Source organism: Paenibacillus barengoltzii G22, assembly GCF_000403375.2.
GTDB lineage: Bacteria > Bacillota > Bacilli > Paenibacillales > Paenibacillaceae > Fontibacillus > Fontibacillus barengoltzii.
Genome location: NZ_KE159654.1, coordinates 666,116 through 687,047 on the forward strand (window position 1 = coordinate 666,116; position 20,932 = coordinate 687,047).

Below are 20,932 nucleotides of genomic sequence, written 5' to 3' on the forward strand. Positions count from 1 at the left end.
GTTGCCCACCTCCGCTTTAGTCACGCCGCGGCCGTTCATGACGACGCTCCAGCTCCTGCATAATCTCATCCAACGGCAAATTGCGTTCGCGCAGCAGCACCAGCAGATGGTAGATCAGGTCGCTGACTTCGTAACGCAGCTCATCGTTGTCGCCGTTTTTGGCGGCAATGATCGATTCTGCGGTCTCTTCGCCAACCTTCTTGAGGATTTTATCGAGACCCTTATCAAATAAATACGTGGTATACGCCCCTTCCGGACGCTCCGTGTAACGCTCGGCAATCAACTGCTCCAGCTCAGCCAGCACCTTGAACCGCTCGTCGGTACTTCCCGATCCCGTGGAGGTTGCAGCAACCTCAGCAGCAGCCGTCCGATAGAAGCAAGTAGACTCTCCAGTGTGGCAAGCCGGTCCGTTCGCGATAACCTCGACCAGCAGCGTGTCGCCGTCACAATCATACTTCAAGGCCGTAATCTGCTGCGTGTTGCCGGAGGTCGCCCCTTTGTTCCACAGCTCCGCGCGCGATCGGCTCCAGAACCAGGTCTGGCCGGTTTCCACCGATTTACGCAACGACTCGCGATTCATGTAAGCCAGCATCAGCACTTCCTTGCTGCGCGCATCCTGAACAATGGCCGGCACAAGACCGGCTGCGTCCCACTTCACCGTCTGCTCCAACGCTTCAATCGAAAGCGATAGCTGCAGAGCCTGTTGATTTCCTGCGGTCATCGTATCTCCACCCCTTTAGCTTTTAACTCCTGTTTTAAATCCGGTATGGCAATTTCTTTATAGTGAAAAATCGTCGCCGCCAACGCCGCATCCGCAAGTCCTTCGGTAAATACCTCGTAGAAATCTTCCGTCTTCCCTGCTCCGCCCGAGGCGATAACTGGAATCCCTACCGCCCGGCTGACCGCACTGGTCAGAGGCAGATCAAATCCGTCCTTGGTGCCGTCGGCGTCCATGCTCGTCAGCAGAATTTCCCCGGCGCCTCGTTTCTCGGCTTCCCGTACCCATTCCAGCGCTCGGATGCCCGTTGGTTTACGTCCTCCGTGGGTGTACACTTCCCATTCGCCCCACTCGGCGTTATATTTGGCATCTACAGCCACAACAATGCATTGGGAGCCAAAACGGCGTGCACCGTCCGAGATCAGATCTGGATTGACCACCGCCGCCGTATTGATGCCAATCTTATCGGCCCCGGCCCGGAGCAGGCGCTTCATATCGTCCACCTGGGAGATCCCGCCGCCCACCGTAAACGGAATGGCGATTTCGCCGGCCGTTTGCCGTACAACCTCGATCATGGTCGCCCGGCCTTCATGCGATGCGGAAATGTCCAGAAAGACAAGCTCATCCGCCCCCTCGCGATCATATAATGCGGCCAGCTCCACCGGATCACCGGCATCACGCAGGTTCACAAAATTCACGCCTTTGACGACCCGCCCGTCCTTTACGTCCAGGCAGGGAATAATTCGCTTTGCGAGCATGCTGGTTCGACTTCCTTTCCGTAATTCGTCTATTCGTCGATTTCGAGATCAACTTCGTCGATTTCAAGATCATCGATTCAAAGCTTCAATTGCCCCGATCGCCTGGGCTAGATCGATGTTCCCCGTGTACAGCGCCTTGCCAACGATAGCTCCGCCGACACCTTGATCTCTGTGAGCTGCGAGGCGCAGCAAATCGTCCTGCACCGTAACGCCGCCGGAGGCAATTACCGTCTTGCCAGAGGCTTGAGCCAGCGACAAAATCGCCTCCACATTCGGCCCTTGCATCATCCCGTCGCGGGAGATATCGGTGAAAATAAACGTCTCCGCCCCTTTGGCCGCGAGCTCCTTCGCCAACACTTCTGCCTGAACCTCGGAGGTTTCCAGCCAACCGCGAGTTGCGACGAAGCCGTTCCGGGCATCGATGCCGATGGCAACTTGATCGCCGTAGGTGCCCAGCACCGCCTCCGTGAACGCCCGGTCCTCAATCGCTGCCGTCCCGAGAATGACCCGGCTCACGCCCAGCGACAACAGCCGCTTCACGTCGTCCAGCGTGCGCAGGCCGCCGCCGACCTGTACTGGCACCTGTACGGTGCGAGCGATCTCGCCGATCAACTCATCGTTAACCGGATGCCCTGCCTTCGCCCCGTCTAAATCGACCAAATGGATAAACGACCCGCCTTGGGCTTCCCAAGAACGGGCCACCTCAACCGGGTTCGCGTTATACACCGTTTCACGATCATAATCGCCCTGGACCAATCGCACACACTTTCCGCCGCGAATGTCGATCGCCGGATAAATAATAAAAGATGACATGTGTTCTTACCTCCCGCCGTTCATGGTTAGAATGAATATTTAAAATTCCGCACTTCCCTTAGGTTTAAAGATCCATGTGGCTCCCGTTCTGAAATAGCGGTAATTTATGACGTTATTTCAGCGCAAACCTGCCTCTCCATGAGAATAACGGTATTTCTTGGCGCTATTTCAGCCAAAATCCTTGGATTCAAGCAACAGGGCTTCAAATAACGCCACTTTATACCGCTAATTCTCCGCAAAGCCTATCTACCTGCCAAAATAAGGCCATAAATTACCGCTACCTTCGAATAGCTCTATACGCAGCCACGTTAGCAGCTGGCAGCAGGGGGCGCATCGTGTAGCATCGTGTGCTTCGTGTGCACCCCATCCCTCTTCGCACCCAGCGCCTCAAGCTTCAGGACGTCCCTTGCCCGCGAGTGCTCCAAGCGAGCCGAGGACTTCAACTGCGTCTAACTGACGATTACCTGCTGCCTGCGCGTCGATCTCGCGGCATTACCCCTGCCGCTCCACCAGCGTCAGGAAATTGCGCAGCAACGCCATGCCGAGCTCGCCGCTCTTCTCGGGATGGAACTGCATCCCGAAGACGTTGCCGCGGCCGACGATGGCGGTCACCGGATGGCCGTAATCGGTCACGGCCAGCACATCCCCCGGCTGCTCCGCCAACACGTGATAGGAATGGACGAAGTACACATGTCCTTCTTCCAGCCCGGCGAGCAGCGGATTCTCCGGCTGCAGGAACGACAGCCGGTTCCAGCCCATATGCGGCACCTTGTACCCCTCGGTGCCCGCAAACCGCACCGCGCGGCCCGGCAGCAAGCCCAGCCCCTCGTTTCGCCCATGCTCTTCGCTCTCGCCGAAGAGCAGCTGCATCCCGAGGCAGATGCCGAGCAGCGGTGTGCCCCCAGCGGCCGCCTGCCGCACTACGGCGTCCAGGCCCGACGCGCGCAAATGCTTCATCGCGTCGCCAAAAGCCCCGACTCCCGGCAGCAGTACGCCGTCCGCCGCCAGAATCTGCGCCTCGTCTCCGGTAATCGTCCCCTCGTAGCCGAGGCGTTCCACTGCCTTGCTCACGCTGTGCAGGTTGCCCATCCCGTAATCGACGATGGCAATCTTCATTAGCTACAGCACTCCCTTCGTCGACGGCACCCCGTTGACGCGCGGATCAATGCTCGTCGCCTCGTCCAGCGCCCGTCCCAGCGCTTTGAACACCGCTTCGATCATGTGATGTGTGTTCTGGCCATAGTGCACGATCACGTGCAGCGTGATCCGTGCCTCCAGCGCCAGCTTCCATAGAAACTCATGAACGAGCTGCACGTCGAAGCTGCCCACGCGGTCCGAAGGATATTCCGCCCGGTATTCGAAATGCGGACGGTTGCTGACGTCGATCACCACTTGGGCCAACGCCTCATCCATCGGAATAAACACGCTGGAATAACGTTTGATCCCTTTTTTATCACCCAGCGCCTCCCGGATCACCTGCCCCAGACAAATGCCGATATCCTCCACCGTGTGATGGTCATCGATTTCGATATCGCCGCGCGCCTGAACCGAGAGATCAAAATGTCCGTGCTTTGTGAACAAATCCAGCATATGGTTCAAAAAAGGTACGTCCGTCTCCAACTGCGCGTTCCCGCTCCCGTCCACCGCAAAGGTCAGTTGAATGTCCGTTTCATTCGTTGTGCGGCTGATGCTCGCTTGGCGCGGCGCCGCTCCCCCGTTACTGTTGGCCATCTTTGTTCCCCGCCTTTCCTTCTTGCTGCAGCCGGATTTCGATCGCCCGGGCATGGCCTTCCAGCCCTTCCCGCCGCGCCAGCTCCATAATGGTAGCCCCGTTCTCCAGCAGCGCTTCCTTGCTATAGTAAATCAGACTGGATTTCTTAATAAAATCATCCACATCCACCGGTGACGAGAATCGCGCCGTACCGTTGGTCGGAATGATATGGTTTGGCCCGGCAAAATAATCCCCCACCGGCTCCGAGCTATACGGCCCGAGGAAAATCGCCCCGGCATTTTCCACACGTCCCAGATAGCCCATCGGATTGTCCACGATCAGCTCAAAATGCTCCGGCGCCAGCTGATTAATCACGTCGATCCCCGCTTCGATCGAATCGACGAGGATGATCGCACCGTAACGCTCGATCGAAGCTCCGGCGATCGCCTTGCGCGGCAGCGCGGCAAGCTGCCGCTCCACCTCGGCCTGGCACGCCTTCGCAAACGCCTCCGACGGCGTCACGAGGATCGCCGACGCCATTTCATCGTGTTCAGCCTGGGACAGCAGATCCGCCGCCACATAGGCGGGATCGGCGCTGTCATCGGCCAGCACGGCGATTTCACTAGGACCGGCGATACTGTCGATATCGACGACACCGTACACTTCGCGTTTGGCAAGCGCGACGTAAATGTTCCCCGGCCCGCAAATCTTATCCACGGGCCGGATCGTGTCCGTGCCATAAGCGAGCGCCGCAATCGCTTGGGCCCCGCCGACCCGATAGATCTCGTGCACGCCGGCTTCTGCCGCCGCCACGAGAATGTACGGGTCGATCCCCGCTTTGCCGCCCGTGGCCGGCGGTGTCACCATCACGATCTCCGGCACGCCGGCCACCTGTGCCGGAATCACGTTCATGAGCACGGAAGACGGATAAGCCGCCTTCCCGCCAGGAACGTACACGCCAACCCGCTTTAACGGGCGGATGATTTGTCCCAACAAGCTCCCATCCGGCTGCAAATCCATCCAGGAATTGCGCTTCTGCCGGGCATGGAACGCCCGGATGTTCTGGGCCGCCCCTCGGATCGCTGTTACAAACGACGGCTCTACAGCCGCATATGCCGCCTCCAGCTCCTCCTTCGTCACGCGCAGCCCGGACGTCTCCAGCTTCATGCCGTCAAATTGCTCCGTGTACCGAAGCAAGGCCGCGTCCCCTTCCGCTTTGACCGCTTGAACGATCGCTTTGACCGCTTCGTTTTGCTCCGGCGATCCGTATTCCACTTCCCGCCGCAAATCAAAATCCTGTGCCGATACCAGTTTCATCATCCGGCATCCCCCTGCTTTCTTCATCCTTATAAGTTCTTGTGTCTGCCCTTGGCCCGTCTCAAGCTCAAGCCTGCGAGACTTCATCCCGCTGAATCACTTTACTCAGCGCATCGCATACGGCCTGAATCTCGGCGTTTTTCATCCGATAGCTGACTCGGTTCGCCACCAAACGGCTGGTGATGTCAAAGATCTTCTCCAGCTCAACTAAGCCGTTCTCCTTCAACGTCTGCCCGGTCTCCACCATATCCACGATGCGGTCCGCCAAACCGATGAGCGGTGCCAGCTCGATCGAGCCGTTCAGTTTAATGACCTCAACCTGCTGTCCGTGCTCGCGGAAGAACTGCGACGCCACGTTTGGATACTTCGTAGCCACCCTTTGCTGAATCCCCGGCTTCCAATCGGGCAGCGCAATCACCGACATGCGGCAACGCGCGATGCCAAGATCAAGCAGCTCGTAGACATCCCGATTTTCCTCCATCAGCACGTCTTTACCAACGATCCCGATATCGGCCACGCCGTATTCCACGTACGTCGGCACATCGACCGGCTTCGCAAGAATGAACTCCATGCCGATGTCCGGCAGCGGAATGACCAGCTTGCGCGTTTCATCTACATCATCTGGAATCTCGATACCCGCCTCACGGAACAAGGCGGATGCTTTTTTATAAATACGCCCCTTGGGCATTGCGACTTTAATAATTTGATTCAATGGATTGTGCCCTCCTTCTCAGGCAGCTGCCTTCACTCAAAAGCTGACGAACGTCAGGATATCGCCGTATGTTGGTCCCAGCGGTCCCGCCTTCCGTGTTGACTCCGGCGCGCTGAGCAGATCCTCCGGCCCCTCTGCACGGCGCATCAGCACGCTGCGGCCTTCACTGCGCAGCCGCTCCGCTTCGGCGAACGCCCGCTTCCGGTTCGGCGCGTCATACTGCAGCACCACCGGCAGCTCCGATTCCGTCTCTAGCCCGCCAACTCCGTCGAGAATCCGGTTCGTCTTGAGCGAGAATCCGGTAGCTGGCGCCGGCCGTCCGAACTGCTGCAGCAGATTGTCATACCGACCGCCGCTGCACACCGGGAACCCCAGCTCTGCAGCATAGCCCTCAAACGTCATCCCCGTATAATAGGAGAAATCTCCGATCATCGTCAGATCGATCATCACATGTTCGGCTACGCCAAAGTCCTCCAAAGCATCCCACACCTGGCTCAGATGCTGAACCGAGTCTTGGGCTAGCGGGTTGGCGCTCAGCTCCAGCGCTTGGCCGCAAATTTCTTTACCGCCGCGCAGACGGAGAATCCCTTCCAGTTCATCACGCTGCTCCTGCGAGAGAGACAACTGGGAGAGTGTCTCCCGATAGCCTACAAAATCGCGATGCAACAGCCCGGCTTTTAACGCCTCCTGAACATCCTCCCGGCCCGGGACCGCATCCTCCAGCAGACCATTTAGGAAGCCAACGTGACCAACCGCGATCTTAAATGACTTCACGCCCGCTGCCTGCAGCGAAGCTACGGCCAGCGCAATCACCTCAGCGTCCGCATCCGGGGAATCATCTCCGACCAATTCCACCCCGGTCTGATAAAATTCCGCTTCCCGTCCCGCCTCTTCCTCAATCGCCCGGAACACGTTGGCGTGATACGACAAGCGAAGCGGCAACGGCTCTTCCTTCAACAACGAAGCGACGACCCGCGCGATGGGCGCCGTCATATCGGAACGGAGCACCATCGTGGTCCCCCGGTTATTTAACAATTTAAACAGCTTCTGATCCGACGTCGAGCTGGCTACGCCCACGGTATCGTAATATTCCATTGTTGGCGTCATAATTTGCCGGTATCCCCAGCCGGCCATGCAATCCAGCACACGCCGTTCGATCGCCCGCAGCTTATCCACGGCAAAAGGCAGATAATCGCGGACACCCGCCGGTTTTTCAAAGCCTTTTGGTTTCGACAAGTGTTTCACCTCACCGTTTTTCTCTCTTATATGAAATTTCTTTATTATATTAAAGTACTACCATACTACCAAATTAAAGAGTAGCCCAATTTTATCATAATTTCTTTTCGACCGTCAATTGCTTCTCTCCGGTTCCTACTTCTCAAATTAACCTGCCCTACAGTATTCCCCAAGCATGAGCCAAAACCCTTGCGACTTCCCACTCCATGCAAAAAAACCGGTCGGGTATGCCCGAACCGGTTCAACTGATCGAAGTTACGTATTTGCACCAACGGATGGTCTTTGCCCGCTTTCCTGCCGTTCGGACGGTTTATTTTTGCGCAAGGATGCCGGTACACTCCCCAGAAACCATGCGGCAAACGGCAGCCGCCGGAAACTAAGCTGCACGAACCCCCATGAAAGGAATAGCGCTGCGAGGGAACCCACGATGATGTAAACCAGGTAGCCGTAAGAAGCCCCCGGCAGCCGTTGTTCATTCCAGTAGAGCCGGTACGCGAACAACACGACAGGATGGAACAGATAGATCCCGAAGGAGAGCTCCCCCACCCGAGTCAGCGACCGAACCCAGAAGGCGGAGCCTCTTCGCTGAATGGAGAATGACAGTTTGAGCAGCACTAACGCCGAGAACATCGTGTGAACGTTCCATAACAATTCAAACCATAGGGTGTTGGGCGAAGCATAACCTTGGCGGTATACATACCAGATCTGGACATGAACGAAGGCAACAACTAGCCATCCGATCCACAACGCGGCAGTCCATCCTTTTTGGGATTGGGGCATTTGCTTCCAGTCCGTTCTCAGCCAACCCTTCAATTTGCTGAAGTAAATCGCCAGCACTGCACCCAACATGTAATACCCCATATAGCTCAGTGCGTAGCTCCCTTTATTCGGCAGATGCAGTTGGTATTTGTTCCAGAATACGAAGCCCCACTGCAGCGCCAGACCCAAAGGTAAAATGAGCGCAAGCAAGAAGCGGTGATTTCGGAAGGACTGGAATAGCCACAGGAAGAGCGGGAACAACAGGTAGAACTGTATGCTGATAAATACGAAGTAGAGGTGGGTATACGCTGTACCCGTCAGGAGCGCCGTCCCTAACGACTTCAATTCATACAGCTTGGAATTATTGACAAAATCGTTGCGGTAAAGCGCAATCAACATGAAATAACAACAGGAGACCAGGAGATAAGGCAAGATGATATAGGTCAAGCGCTTCTTGTAGAATTTGCTTACCAGCTTGCGGCTAATCGGCTGATCGTAATAATTGTAAAAAAGGACGAAACTGCTTAGCAGGATAAACGACGGGGTACCGATTTTAAAGAAAATGTTCATCCAATTATAAAAGTAGTAGACCGGTGAATTCAGCGCTTGTTCTGCCGCCGCGAACGATGAAGCGTGCACCTGGATGACGCTAAAGATCGCTAACGCTCGAAAGATGTCCAACTGCGGCAAACGTTCCTTGACCACCTTGCTCACTCAACCAACTCCTGTTCATAATTAAAAGGAAGCCTGATTTACGTACTAGACATCTAAACTTTACAAATGTTTCTAGTTCACTCTCTCCACTATACCAGAATTTGAACGTTCATAAAACCGTTTGGCCTTCTTGGCTGTCCTTACTTAGGGAATCAAATTACCGGCCGGTAATCCCTGTTTCGCTGCATTTTACATGGAAGGAAGGGGCCCGAATTGGAAGAGAGAGAATGGGCTGTCGCTGCCTGCAGCGGAGACGAACAAGCCTTTTATCAATTAATCTCACATCACCGGCGAAAGCTCTATGGCATTGCTTACAGCTATTTGCGCAACGAATCGGATGCGCTGGAGGCCATTCAGGAAACGGTGTGCAAGGCCTGGATCAAATGCCGGCGCTTGAAAGACCCTGAAGCTTTCATTCCATGGGTCATCCGGATCTTAATTCATTCCTGCATCGATGAATTGAAACGGCGGAAACGAGTTCTTCCGTACGTGGCAGAACGTATGCAAGTAAATAGAGAAATGGTGAGTGTGTTCAAAATGGATCTGGACTCCGCGTTGGACCAGCTTAAGCCCAAATATCGCCATGTCCTCACCTTAAAGTACTATCAGGACATGACCTTGACGGAGATTGCCCGGGTGCTGGACTGTCCGGAGGGGACGGTTAAGACCTGGCTGCATCAGGGGCTCAAGCAGCTGCGCCGCCATATGAATGTGGGAGGTGAATTGTATTATGGTTGATCGGGAGGAAGACCAGCTGGTCCGTTATTTTGATGGAATCCGCCTCGCCGAGAAGCAAGTCCTGGACGAGAAAATGGACGCTGCGATCCGGCGTGGGATCGAACAGGGGCAAACTCTACGCAGCAGATGGCGTGTGCACCGAGGGTGGACTTGGATCTCTGGCACTGCCGGGGTGATTGCGGTTTGTATGCTGATGTTCTTCATCTGGCAAGGTGGCATACCGCTTGGAGGTTCAATATCCACTAACGCGAGTTCAACGGAAGTGATCCCTAGTTATGTCGATGGCTTGATGACTTCCGAGATGGAACGTGCCGCCGAACATGGATTGTACCAACCTATTGGGAAATCAGCGGAAGTGAAGGGAACGAAGGTCACCGTTGACGGGGTGTTGGCGGATGGGAGAACAGTGGTTGTGTTTTACTCGATGGTGAATTCGAAGGATCCTATGGCTGTCGATGGATATTTTGCTCATATGGTTGATGATGAGCAACGATTTAGCGGTACGATATATGATCCCGGCACATCCTTTGTTGATTCCGAGAATGTCACACATACTTTCTTCAGAATCACCTTTCCGAAGGGGAATGCACCCACGAGAATGACTTTTGGGATCAATTCCGGCGTCATGCGCGATCAACTGGTCGTAAAATTCCCTATTGAGTGGAGCAGCCGTCCTTATGAGGGACTGGAGAAGATCATTCCTGTTAAGCAAACCGCGACGGTGGATCGCACCAAGATCGCCATTCGTGAAATGGTCCTCCGACCTTTGAGCACCACGATCGTCTTTGAGCCTGAAATGCGTACGAATGTTTACATGGCGGTTAACCTTAAGGCTAAGCTCTACTTGGGTGAGAAACAGGAGAACCAGTTCCACTACTATACGTCATCCAGAAGTAGCTTTTATGATCGAGAGTCTCTGGCTAACAACGAAGTGATTCTTCAAGGCATTGACTTTGAAAGCCTTTATTACTCGGATTGGAACGAAGTTACACTTCAAATCGATGGCTTCAGAGTAACCAAAACCAGCACGAGATCCTTTGATCTGGTTATCGATACAGAGAAAAATGAAATCCTAACCACCGACCCCTCAATCCAAAAGGTGTTAGTGGCACCTGATCAACAAAGTACACAAGTCAGCATCTATGCGTTGAAAAAACAAGAAAACAAAGTGAAGCACCCATTTGAAATCAAAGAAGAGTTTACGGATCATGAGGGGAATAAGCATCGCTTCTTACAAAAGGAGATGGAAGTTTCACCGTTTTATTATTCAAGCGATTTAACTGAAGTGATCCGATTCAAACTGGAGCCCAAAACGTATGCACAACCATTAACTTTTACCCTAACTGAAACCACAGAGAGCACGTTCAAACCCCATGAATTCAAGATCAAACTCAAATAAAACACACAAAAGCGGTCCCACCCGGCAAATTGCCTGGTTCAAGGACCGCTTTTATTTCTAACGCTTATCACAAACCTTATTGCAGTTAAAATCAACGTATTACGATTCTAACGCTTATCACAATGCTTATTGCTCCATTCTGCTGACGAATTCAGGTGTTTTTCTCGAAATAGCGTGTCTCAGCGTCGTTAGAAATTTCAAAGCACCAAAATCAGCAAAATAGCGCTCCTGGTCAGCGTTAGCGCGCCCGCAGAGGCGGGCTGAGCCACATCGGACTCCGGATGATGACATAGGACACGCCCACAACTCTAGGGATTCTTCCGCTCCAGCACCCTCAGCGGGTTCCCGCCAACAAACGTGCCCGGAGCCACGTCCTTATGTACCACTGATCCGGCGGCGACGACTGCACCGTCTCCGATGGTCACACCCGGGAGGATTGTGCTGTTCGCACCAATCATCACCTCATCGCCGATCCGCACCTCACCCAGGCGGTATTCCTTGATCAAATACTCGTGGGCGAGAATCGTCGTGTTGTACCCGATCACCGAATTGCGTCCCACCGTAATCAGCTCCGGGAAAAACACATCCACCATCACCATCAACCCAAACGCGGTGTGCTCGCCCACCTTCATGCCGAGAACCCGACGGTAAATGGCGTTCTTCAGCGATAATATCGGGCAATACCGGGCGATTTGGATAAAAATAAAGTTCCGGACGCCCTTCCAAGGGCTTACCGTCCGGTACAGCTGCCAGAGTGCGTTGGGTCCTTCAACCGGATAACGCCTCACTCGTCTCACGATCTCACCGGCTCCAAACCTAGGATTCCATAGAGATCTCGCATCTCTTGCAGGATGTAATCCGGATGATACTGGCGCAGCACCGCCTCACCTTTCAACGACCAAGCTACACCGGCTGCCTTCACACCCGCTGCCTTCGCACATTGCAGATCGGCGGCACTATCCCCCACCATCAACGTGTGTGCCGGATCAGCCCCCAGCTCGCGCAACGCCGTCAGAATTGGATCAGGATGCGGCTTGGGATGTTTCACGTCCTCCACCGTCACGATCGATTTCATGTACGGCTTTAACCCGAACATGTTTAAGGCGAGCATCGTGGTCTCCTTAATTTTCGTCGTGACAATTCCCATCGTGATCCCCCGTTCGTGCAAATCGGAGATCACTTCTTTGACCTGGGGAAATTCACGGATCAGTTCATCATGGCGTTCCCGGTTGTATTTTCGGTAATCTGCTACCAGATCCGCTACATCCTCACGGCCTGAGAACACTTGCAACTGGTGCTCTAACGTTTGCCCCATATGCGGGATGATTTCTTCTCTCGTGCGCGGCTGGAAGCCATGCTTATCAATGACGTGCAAAAAGGTTGTAATGATCAGTTCATTGGTATCGATGATCGTTCCATCAAGATCAAATAACACGGTGTTTATCATGTGGCTGCTACTCCTTCTTGTCTTCCGGCGCTTCCGCCAACTCCTCCACAGTCGTTTCCTCCGTCTTAGACAGCTTCGCTTGCTCAGATTCAGCCGCTCCACCCGTTACCGGCAAAGCATCCGCTGCGGCGGCTTTCGTAGATGTAATAGGATCACTGTAGTACGGCAGGTCACGAACGGTACTGCGACGTACGATAATGAAGATGATCGCCGCAACCACAATGCCCAAGGCAAGCAGCTGGGAAATGCGAACGTTACCGTAAGAAGGCGCCAGATACCCTTGTTCGAATCCAAGCCAGGTCATTGGCGTCCATAGCCCATTCACGAACGACGCTAGCCAGGATGCTCCCTGGAACGCTAAGCTGTCCGTCCGCAACGCTTCAATGAAGAATCGTCCGATCGAATACCAGATGAAATACGAGGCGAACAATTCCCCTGCGCGCAAAAATTTCTGTCTCCGTAAAATCATCAGCAAGATCAAGCCCACCAGGTTCCACAACGATTCATACAGAAACGTCGGGTGATGGAATGTCCCCTGCACGTTCATTTGATTCACAATAAATGAAGGTAAATGCAGGTTGTCGCGAAGGAAGCTCTCCGTTGTTGGTCCGCCATAAGCTTCCTGGTTCACGAAGTTCCCCCAGCGCCCAATCATCTGCCCCACAATCAGGGAAGGCGCACAAATATCAGCGATCCGCCAGAAGTTATAGCCGCGACGCCGAACAAAGATCACCGCGCAGATGATCGCGCCGATCAGCGCCCCGTAAATGGCGATACCGCCGTTCCAGATTTTAAATACATCCCAGAAGTTATCCTTGTAATCGTCCCACATAAACGCGACGTAATAAATCCGCGCGGCGACAATCGCCGACGGTACACCCAATAACAGCAAGTCCATAAAAAATTCCTGAGGGATGCGAAACCGCTTCCCTTCCCAAACGGCTAACAGAAGGCCGACCAAAGCCGCGCAGCCCAGAATCAGGCCATACCAGTGTACTTTCAAGCCCCCGATGGAAAAAGCGATCGGGTCTAATAACAAAGTGCCCATCGTTCACGCTCCTACTCCAAATCGTCGATATCTTCTGAAATCGTTTCGGTCAGTTTTGTCGTAAACTGCAGCGCAGCGTTGTACCCCATTCGCTTCAAACGGAAGTTCATCGCGGCTACCTCGATAATGACGGCCAAGTTCCGTCCAGGACGCACCGGGATCGTCACCAGCGGGACATCGGTATCGATAATCCGCGTAGTCTCTTCATCCAGACCTAATCGGTCATACTGCTTCTCTTGTTGCCAAGCTTCCAGTCTGACAACCAGCGAAATTCGCTTGTTGTTGCGGATGGCCCCGGCACCAAACAACGTCATGACGTTGATGATCCCCACGCCGCGGATCTCAAGCAGGTGGCGAATGAGTTCAGGTGCTGTACCGTGTAATTGGTTATCCGACGTTTGCCGGATTTCTACCGCATCGTCCGCAATCAGACGGTGTCCGCGCTTCACCAGTTCGAGGGCCGTTTCACTCTTCCCGATACCGCTGCTGCCGGTAATTAGCATCCCCACGCCATAGACGTCAACGAGAACCCCGTGAATCGTCGCAGTTGGCGCCAGCTTCCGTTCCAAGAAGCTAGTGATCCGGCTCGACAGGATTGTCGTCGCCATGCTGCTGCGAAGGACTGGGATTTGCTTCTCTGAACTGATCTCAATCAGCTCCTCAGGTACCTTCCAAGAGCGGGTAACGATGATACAAGGGGTCTCATCGCTGCTGCATAACCGCTCCATGCGATCTTTCCGTTCCTTCTCCGGTAGCATCTCGAAGAAGGCCAGCTCGGTTTTCCCCAGAATCTGAACGCGCTCCGGCGGATGGTATTCAAAATACCCGGCCATCTCCAGGCCCGGACGATACAAATCGTCGACCGTGATCGCACGTTTTAACCCTTGCTCTCCGGAAACCACCTCGAGCCCGAATTGGTTCACTAATTCGGATACTTTCACTTTTTTAGCCATGGTGCTCTTCCTTTCCCCTGCCGGCATTCAACATGAGGGTGCCCGTCAACTAACGAGCTCCGGCTCCGATATCAGCTGCCTGAATTAAGGCATTAATTCATCTTGGTTCGAGATCACTCAATGTATTCATCGTATAGGAAATTGTCACGTAAATCAATCATTGGGCCGTGAGCCGCCTAGGAATCGCCCCACTGCAGCTTTTTTGCCCCTGCCTAACAAAAAAACCGCCCCGAAGGGCGGTTTCTTCATCGCGTAACAAATTAGCTGAAGAACACGTTGCGTTCTGTTTCTTTGTCGAAGATATGAATTTTGTTCATATCGATCGCCAGTTTAACGTTGTCGCCTTCACGTGTATTGGAACGGCCGTCTACACGAGCGATCAGGCCGTCGCTGCCTGCACCGTTCAGGTACAATTGCATTTCGTGACCCAGGTTTTCCGTCAGATACACGTTAGCAGTAAAGGTCGTTTGCGGCGAAGCTTCCAGGAATACTGGCTCTTCATGGATGTCCTCAGGACGAATACCCATGATAACGTCTTTGCCGATGTAGCCTTTATCTCTCAGGATTGTTGCTTTACCTTGAGGCACAACAACATCCATGTTCGTAGCTCTGAAACGAACGGTGCCTGCTTCTTCCACCAAAGTACCGTTCACGAAGTTCATCGTAGGCGAACCGATAAAGCCAGCTACGAAGATGTTGCCTGGTTGGTTGTACAGCTCTTCTGGAGAAGCAGCTTGTTGGATGATACCGTCATGCATAACAACGATCCGGTCACCCATCGTCATAGCTTCGATTTGGTCATGTGTTACGTAGATGCAAGTCGTTTCCAGACGTTTAACCAGCTTCGTGATTTCCGCGCGCATTTGACCGCGCAGTTTAGCATCCAAGTTGGAAAGCGGTTCGTCCATCAGGAACACTTGAGGATCGCGGACAATGGCGCGGCCCAAGGCAACCCGTTGACGTTGACCACCGGAAAGAGCTTTCGGTTTGCGATCCAGCAAATGCTCGATGTCGAGAATTTTAGCTGCTTCGCGAACGCGACGGTCGATTTCATCTTTCTTCACTTTACGCAGTTTCAAACCGAACGCCATGTTTTGATATACGTTCATGTGCGGATACAGCGCGTAGGATTGGAATACCATCGCGATGTCGCGGTCTTTCGGAGCAACGTCGTTTACGACGCGGTCGCCGATGTACAATTTACCTTCTGTAATTTCTTCCAAACCAGCGATCATCCGAAGCGTTGTGGATTTACCGCAACCGGAAGGTCCTACCAGTACGAGGAATTCCTTATCCTTAATATCAAGGTTGATGTCTTCTACAGTTGCTTTAGCAGCACCCGGGTATTTTTTGTAAATGTGTTCTAAACGTACGCCTGCCATGTCTTCGTCCTCCCATTACTTTAATTTGGTGGTATTAGGGTATTGGTTCTATGCTTTATGAAATCGGATACATTTTATATTTATATATTAGACGATAGGGGGCTGCCCATCCATCCACAAACTGCACAAAAATCTTAAAGCCTTTTCGTCACTTTATACAATAGCAGCTCGAGCTTGACCAAAACTGCGTCGTTAAACGTTCTGACATCCAACCCGGTTTCCTGTTTGAATTTATCCATACGATATAATAACGTGTTCCGGTGAATATATAGCCGTTTCGCGGTCTCACTCACATTGCAGTCCAGGGCAAAAAACGTCTCAAGCGTGGTTCGAATCTCCTCATCCTGCAGCAAATCTGCACGATCCCCAAGCTCCAAAGCAAATTGCCGGCGTTGCTCTTCCGGTATGCTGTACACCAACCGCTCCAGCCTCAGTTCCCAAGGGAAATGGATGGGATCTGTTACATTAAACATTCGACCGAGGGCCAACGTCTGACGCAAAAACAACGTAGCGGACACCAATTCGTTCTCGTCAATCAAGGCGCTCCCGACCGTAAGGTGAAATCCTCCAACCCATTCGTTGGTCACCAGCTCGTACAAGCCTTGGCATAAGGCAGCCATCAGGTCGCGTTCCGTTTCCGCCGCCTCTTCGCTCTCCTCCCGCAGGCTCATAAACAGCTCTTCACCCAGGAGAATCAGCCACGCCTCCTTCAGCGGAGCCAGAACCACTTCGCCCCCGAAGTAGCTCTTCAACAGCTTGTTTAGCTTTGAAAAAGAAATCGTCTGCCCTTGTCCCGAACTTTCCCAACTCAGTAAAAAGGGCAACATCCTCCCCTTGAGCTTCGCCTTCAAGGTCAAGTGATCAGGCAACGGTTGAGTCAGCTCTCCTTGCTCCAAGCGTTCCTCCAGCCACTCCCCCAACTGAATACTGCGCATTTCATCCTCTCGCTTCAAGTTAGAGGAAGGCGTTGCCGGCTCTCGGGCAGCCGTCAGGAGCATTTGAATCAACCGGGCTTCAGAATCCGTTACTTTGGCAACCTCCGATTCAAGTACACGCACGCCTCCTTGATGCTGCTCGACGAACCAAATCCATCGCTCATTTACGCGATATGGACCAGATTCCATAGGACTCTCGGCTCTTACAACTTCGTTCCAGTCCTTTGTCTCCCATACGCTCTCCGACAGCAATGTACCGATGACGCTCTCCACTTGTTGCTTTAGCAATTTGATCTCCATAGCGTAGCCTTTCTTTCCATGCGTTTTCGAGTTTATTAGACTTATTTTATCATAACTGCCGGAGTAAACCTAAATCCTCGTCCTGCCGAACGCGCAAAAAAGCCGTCAACCCTAAGGTTAACGGCTTTAGATCATGAGCCATGAAGGACTCGAACCTTCGACACCCTGATTAAAAGTCAGGTGCTCTACCAACTGAGCTAATGGCTCATAAAAACTGGTGGAGGCTGATGGATTCGAACCACCGAACTCGTAAGAGAACAGATTTACAGTCTGCTGCGTTTGGCCACTTCGCTAAGCCTCCATATGTGTTATGCTACCCAGATCAGTCCAATCTAATGCTGGAAGCATAAAAGTGGCTCGGGACGGAATCGAACCGCCGACACGAGGATTTTCAGTCCTCTGCTCTACCAACTGAGCTACCGAGCCATACATTACACGGTAAAAATTCAAAAAAATAAAGCGGTGAAGTTGAACACTTTCCCACTTTACGGTGGAAATATTCAAATAAATGGCGGAGCCGACGGGATTCGAACCCGCGGTCTCCTGCGTGACAGGCAGGCATGTTAGGCCTCTACACCACGGCTCCGCAAGAGAATGGTGCCGGCGAGAGGACTTGAACCCCCAACCTACTGATTACAAGTCAGTTGCTCTACCAATTGAGCTACACCGGCACGGTGTAAATTATGATGTTTCAAATAAAGATCATGGTGGAGGCTGAGGGGATCGAACCCCCGACCCTCTGCTTGTAAGGCAGATGCTCTCCCAGCTGAGCTAAGCCTCCGGAATATTATGGTAGCGGCGGAGGGGATCGAACCCCCGACCTCACGGGTATGAACCGTACGCTCTAGCCAGCTGAGCTACGCCGCCACAGTTAAGCTTGTACAAATGGCGGAGAGAGAGGGATTCGAACCCTCGCACCGCTTACGCAGTCTAACCCCTTAGCAGAGGGTCCCCTTATAGCCACTTGGGTATCTCTCCAAGCCATAAAAATCAAGGTTTAATCCTTGAAAACTGGATACGAAACTCAACTGCATTTTAGAGTTTTTTGGATAAGCCCTCGACCGATTAGTACCTGTCAGCTCCATGCATTGCTGCACTTCCACCTCAGGCCTATCAACCTTGTCGTCTTCAAGGGGTCTTACATACTGGGAAATCTCATCTTGAGGGGGGCTTCACGCTTAGATGCTTTCAGCGCTTATCCCGTCCGCACTTAGCTACCCAGCTGTGCTCCTGGCGGAACAACTGGTGCACCAGCGGTGCGTCCATCCCGGTCCTCTCGTACTAAGGACAGCTCCTCTCAAATTTCCTACGCCCACGACAGATAGGGACCGAACTGTCTCACGACGTTCTGAACCCAGCTCGCGTACCGCTTTAATGGGCGAACAGCCCAACCCTTGGGACCTACTTCAGCCCCAGGATGCTATGAGCCGACATCGAGGTGCCAAACCTCCCCGTCGATGTGGACTCTTGGGGGAGATAAGCCTGTTATCCCCAGGGTAGCTTTTATCCGTTGAGCGATGGCCCTTCCATGCGGTACCACCGGATCACTAAGCCCGACTTTCGTCCCTGCTCGACTTGTCAGTCTCGCAGTCAAGCTCCCTTTTGCCTTTGCACTCTTCGAATGATTTCCAACCATTCTGAGGGAACCTTGGGGCGCCTCCGTTACTCTTTAGGAGGCGACCGCCCCAGTCAAACTGCCCACCTGACACTGTCCCCGTACCGGTTCACGGTACCAGGTTAGAACTCCGATACGATCAGGGTGGTATCCCAACGGCGCCTCCACCGAAGCTGGCGCTCCGGCTTCCTAGGCTCCCACCTATCCTGTACAAATCGTATCAAAGTCCAATATCAAGCTGCAGTAAAGCTCCATGGGGTCTTTCCGTCTTGTCGCGGGTAACCTGCATCTTCACAGGTATTAAAATTTCACCGGATCTCTCGTTGAGACAGCGCCCAAGTCGTTACGCCATTCGTGCGGGTCAGAATTTACCTGACAAGGAATTTCGCTACCTTAGGACCGTTATAGTTACGGCCGCCGTTTACTGGGGCTTCGGTTCACAGCTTCGGGATGACTCCCTAACCGCTCCCCTTAACCTTCCAGCACCGGGCAGGCGTCAGCCCGTATACTTCGCCTTGCGGCTTCGCACAGACCTGTGTTTTTGCTAAACAGTCGCTTGGGCCTTTTCACTGCGGCCCCCTCGGGCTATTCACCCTACCGAGGCACCCCTTCTCCCGAAGTTACGGGGTCATTTTGCCGAGTTCCTTAACGAGAGTTCTTCCGCGCGCCTTAGAATTCTCTTCTCGCCCACCTGTGTCGGTTTGCGGTACGGGCACCTTCTCCTGGCTAGAGGCTTTTCTTGGCAGTGTGAGATCATGACCTTCGGTACTGTAAATTTTCCCTCCCCATCACAGCCTAGCCTTAACGATGTGCGGATTTGCCTACACACCAGCCTCACTGCTTGGACGAGCATCCATCAGCTCGCGTCACTACCCTACTGCGTCACCCCATCGCTCATAACGGATTACGGTGGTACAGGAATTTCTACCTGTTGTCCTTCGACTACGCCTTTCGGCCTCGCCTTAGGTCCCGACTTACCCTGAGCGGACGAACCTTCCTCAGGAACCCTTAGGCTTTCGGCGGATCAGATTCTCACTGATCTTTTCGTTACTCATACCGGCATTCTCACTTGTGTACACTCCAGCACTCCTTCCGGTACACCTTCAACGCGTACACAACGCTCCCCTACCCCTGATGCAAAGCATCAAGCCATAGCTTCGGTGGTGTGTTTAGCCCCGTTACATTTTCGGCGCAGAGTCACTCGACCAGTGAGCTATTACGCACTCTTTAAATGGTGGCTGCTTCTAAGCCAACATCCTGGTTGTCTGTGCAACTCCACATCCTTTCCCACTTAACACACACTTGGGGACCTTAGCTGATGGTCTGGGCTGTTTCCCTTTTGACAATGGATCTTAGCACTCACTGTCTGACTCCCGGTTATTCAGTCTATGGCATTCGGAGTTTGACTGAGCTTGGTAACCCTTGGCGGGCCCCGCACCCAATCAGTGCTCTACCTCCACGACTGTCCCACCGAGGCTAGCCCTAAAGCTATTTCGGGGAGAACCAGCTATCTCCGAGTTCGATTGGAATTTCTCCGCTACCCCCACCTCATCCCCGCACTTTTCAACGTACGTGGGTTCGGGCCTCCAGTGCGTGTTACCGCACCTTCACCCTGGACAGGGGTAGATCACACGGTTTCGGGTCTACGCCTACAAACTTATTCGCCCTATTCAGACTCGCTTTCGCTGCGGCTCCGGCTTCTCACCTTAACCTTGCTTGCAAACGTAACTCGCCGGTTCATTCTACAAAAGGCACGCCATCACCCATAAACAGGGCTCTGACTTCTTGTAAGCACACGGTTTCAGGTTCTCTTTCACTCCCCTTCCGGGGTGCTTTTCACCTTTCCCTCACGGTACTGCTTCACTATCGGTCGCTAGGGAGTATTTAGCCTTACCAGATGGTCCTGGCAGATTCATACGGGGTTTCACGTGCCCCGCACTACTCGGGATCCGTCTCGGAGGGTCCACATTTTCGATTACAGGGCTTTTACCTTCTTTGGCGGGCCTTTCCAGACCTCTTCGTCTAATCTGAACCTTTGTAACTCCATGTGAGACGTCCCACAACCCCAAGGAGCAAGCTCCTTGGTTTAGGCTAATCCGCGTTCGCTCGCCGCTACTGACGGAATCACTATTGTTTTCTCTTCCTCAGGGTACTTAGATGTTTCAGTTCCCCTGGTATGCCTCTTCATCACCTATGTATTCAGTGATGAGTGACTAGGTATTACCCTAGCCGGGTTTCCCCATTCGGACATCCCCGGATCGATGCTTGCTTACAGCTCCCCGAGGCAGTATCGTTGTTCGCCACGTCCTTCTTCGGCTCCTAGCGCCTAGGCATCCTCCGTGTGCTCTTAGTAGCTTAACCAACTACTTCACTTGTT

17 protein-coding genes, 8 tRNA genes and 1 rRNA gene are annotated in these 20,932 nt (G+C 53.3%); 2 read left to right on the plus strand and 24 right to left on the minus strand.

Going from position 1 to position 20,932, the window contains the following annotated elements:
- Nucleotides 1-16: 16 nt before the first annotated feature.
- The 9 genes from hisIE to C812_RS17790 form a co-directional block, all read right to left on the minus strand.
- Nucleotides 17-721 (minus strand): bifunctional phosphoribosyl-AMP cyclohydrolase/phosphoribosyl-ATP diphosphatase HisIE, encoded by a 705-nt coding sequence (gene hisIE, locus C812_RS17750; RefSeq protein WP_016314042.1) that lies wholly within the window; start codon nt 719-721, stop codon nt 17-19.
- Entirely contained in the window at nt 718-1,476 is a 759-nt protein-coding gene (gene hisF / locus C812_RS17755) for an imidazole glycerol phosphate synthase subunit HisF (RefSeq protein WP_016314043.1), read from the minus strand. Before hisF ends, hisIE begins: the two co-directional genes overlap by 4 nt.
- Nucleotides 1,477-1,545: 69 nt before the next feature.
- Complete coding sequence (gene hisA / locus C812_RS17760; protein ID WP_016314044.1) at nt 1,546-2,289, minus strand: 1-(5-phosphoribosyl)-5-[(5-phosphoribosylamino)methylideneamino]imidazole-4-carboxamide isomerase; 744 nt, start codon at nt 2,287-2,289, stop codon at nt 1,546-1,548.
- Nucleotides 2,290-2,781: 492 nt separating this feature from the next.
- Nucleotides 2,782-3,405 (minus strand): imidazole glycerol phosphate synthase subunit HisH, encoded by a 624-nt coding sequence (gene hisH, locus C812_RS17765; RefSeq protein WP_016314045.1) that lies wholly within the window; start codon nt 3,403-3,405, stop codon nt 2,782-2,784.
- A gap of 3 nt (nt 3,406-3,408) precedes the next feature.
- Nucleotides 3,409-4,020 carry an imidazoleglycerol-phosphate dehydratase HisB gene (hisB, locus tag C812_RS17770; RefSeq protein ID WP_016314046.1) on the minus strand — a complete coding sequence of 204 codons (612 nt, stop codon included), beginning with the start codon at nt 4,018-4,020 and terminating at the stop codon, nt 3,409-3,411.
- Nucleotides 4,007-5,317 (minus strand): histidinol dehydrogenase, encoded by a 1,311-nt coding sequence (hisD, locus tag C812_RS17775; RefSeq protein ID WP_036625905.1) that lies wholly within the window; start codon nt 5,315-5,317, stop codon nt 4,007-4,009. Before hisD ends, hisB begins: the two co-directional genes overlap by 14 nt.
- 67 nt (nt 5,318-5,384) lie before the next feature.
- Nucleotides 5,385-6,005: an ATP phosphoribosyltransferase gene (gene hisG / locus C812_RS17780; protein WP_397376636.1), complete on the minus strand. Its 621-nt coding sequence runs from the start codon at nt 6,003-6,005 to the stop codon at nt 5,385-5,387.
- 60 nt (nt 6,006-6,065) lie between these two features.
- On the minus strand, nt 6,066-7,265 hold the full coding sequence (locus C812_RS17785) for an ATP phosphoribosyltransferase regulatory subunit (protein WP_016314049.1): 1,200 nt from the start codon (nt 7,263-7,265) through the stop codon (nt 6,066-6,068).
- 255 nt (nt 7,266-7,520) lie between these two features.
- Nucleotides 7,521-8,738: an acyltransferase gene (locus C812_RS17790; protein ID WP_016314050.1), complete on the minus strand. Its 1,218-nt coding sequence runs from the start codon at nt 8,736-8,738 to the stop codon at nt 7,521-7,523.
- A gap of 213 nt (nt 8,739-8,951) precedes the next feature.
- Between C812_RS17790 and C812_RS17795 the strand changes: the two genes are divergently transcribed.
- A complete protein-coding gene (locus C812_RS17795) occupies nt 8,952-9,476 on the plus strand; it encodes a sigma-70 family RNA polymerase sigma factor (protein WP_016314051.1) in 525 nt (174 codons plus the stop codon).
- Nucleotides 9,469-10,875: a DUF4179 domain-containing protein gene (locus C812_RS17800; RefSeq protein WP_016314052.1), complete on the plus strand. Its 1,407-nt coding sequence runs from the start codon at nt 9,469-9,471 to the stop codon at nt 10,873-10,875. Before C812_RS17795 ends, C812_RS17800 begins: the two co-directional genes overlap by 8 nt.
- 308 nt (nt 10,876-11,183) lie before the next feature.
- Here C812_RS17800 and C812_RS17805 read toward each other — a convergent pair whose 3' ends face one another.
- The 15 genes from C812_RS17805 to C812_RS17875 form a co-directional block, all read right to left on the minus strand.
- Nucleotides 11,184-11,672, minus strand: coding sequence for an acyltransferase (locus C812_RS17805; RefSeq protein WP_016314053.1), 489 nt, complete (start codon nt 11,670-11,672; stop codon nt 11,184-11,186).
- Nucleotides 11,669-12,322, minus strand: a complete 654-nt coding sequence (ppaX, locus tag C812_RS17810; protein WP_016314054.1) for a pyrophosphatase PpaX — start codon at nt 12,320-12,322, stop codon at nt 11,669-11,671. Before ppaX ends, C812_RS17805 begins: the two co-directional genes overlap by 4 nt.
- 7 nt (nt 12,323-12,329) lie before the next feature.
- Nucleotides 12,330-13,370, minus strand: coding sequence for a prolipoprotein diacylglyceryl transferase (lgt, locus tag C812_RS17815; RefSeq protein ID WP_016314055.1), 1,041 nt, complete (start codon nt 13,368-13,370; stop codon nt 12,330-12,332).
- A gap of 11 nt (nt 13,371-13,381) precedes the next feature.
- Nucleotides 13,382-14,323, minus strand: coding sequence for an HPr(Ser) kinase/phosphatase (gene hprK, locus C812_RS17820; protein WP_016314056.1), 942 nt, complete (start codon nt 14,321-14,323; stop codon nt 13,382-13,384).
- A 260-nt stretch (nt 14,324-14,583) separates the two neighbouring features.
- The gene (locus tag C812_RS17825; RefSeq protein WP_016314057.1) at nt 14,584-15,705 is read right to left on the minus strand and encodes an ABC transporter ATP-binding protein; all 1,122 of its coding nucleotides are present in this window, start codon (nt 15,703-15,705) and stop codon (nt 14,584-14,586) included.
- 134 nt (nt 15,706-15,839) lie between these two features.
- Complete coding sequence (locus C812_RS17830; RefSeq protein ID WP_016314058.1) at nt 15,840-16,940, minus strand: PucR family transcriptional regulator; 1,101 nt, start codon at nt 16,938-16,940, stop codon at nt 15,840-15,842.
- Between the two features lie 134 nt (nt 16,941-17,074).
- Nucleotides 17,075-17,147: transfer RNA gene (locus C812_RS17835), tRNA-Lys, on the minus strand.
- An 8-nt stretch (nt 17,148-17,155) separates the two neighbouring features.
- Nucleotides 17,156-17,241 (minus strand) — tRNA-Tyr (locus tag C812_RS17840).
- 52 nt (nt 17,242-17,293) lie between these two features.
- A tRNA-Phe gene (locus tag C812_RS17845) sits at nt 17,294-17,366 on the minus strand.
- Nucleotides 17,367-17,449: 83 nt separating this feature from the next.
- Nucleotides 17,450-17,526, minus strand: a tRNA-Asp gene (locus C812_RS17850).
- Between the two features lie 9 nt (nt 17,527-17,535).
- Nucleotides 17,536-17,611: transfer RNA gene (locus C812_RS17855), tRNA-Thr, on the minus strand.
- 34 nt (nt 17,612-17,645) lie between these two features.
- Nucleotides 17,646-17,721, minus strand: a tRNA-Val gene (locus C812_RS17860).
- Nucleotides 17,722-17,730: 9 nt separating this feature from the next.
- A tRNA-Met gene (locus tag C812_RS17865) sits at nt 17,731-17,807 on the minus strand.
- 19 nt (nt 17,808-17,826) lie between these two features.
- Nucleotides 17,827-17,918, minus strand: a tRNA-Ser gene (locus tag C812_RS17870).
- A gap of 67 nt (nt 17,919-17,985) precedes the next feature.
- Nucleotides 17,986-20,916 (minus strand): 23S ribosomal RNA (locus C812_RS17875).
- Between the last annotated feature and the right edge of the window lie 16 nt (nt 20,917-20,932).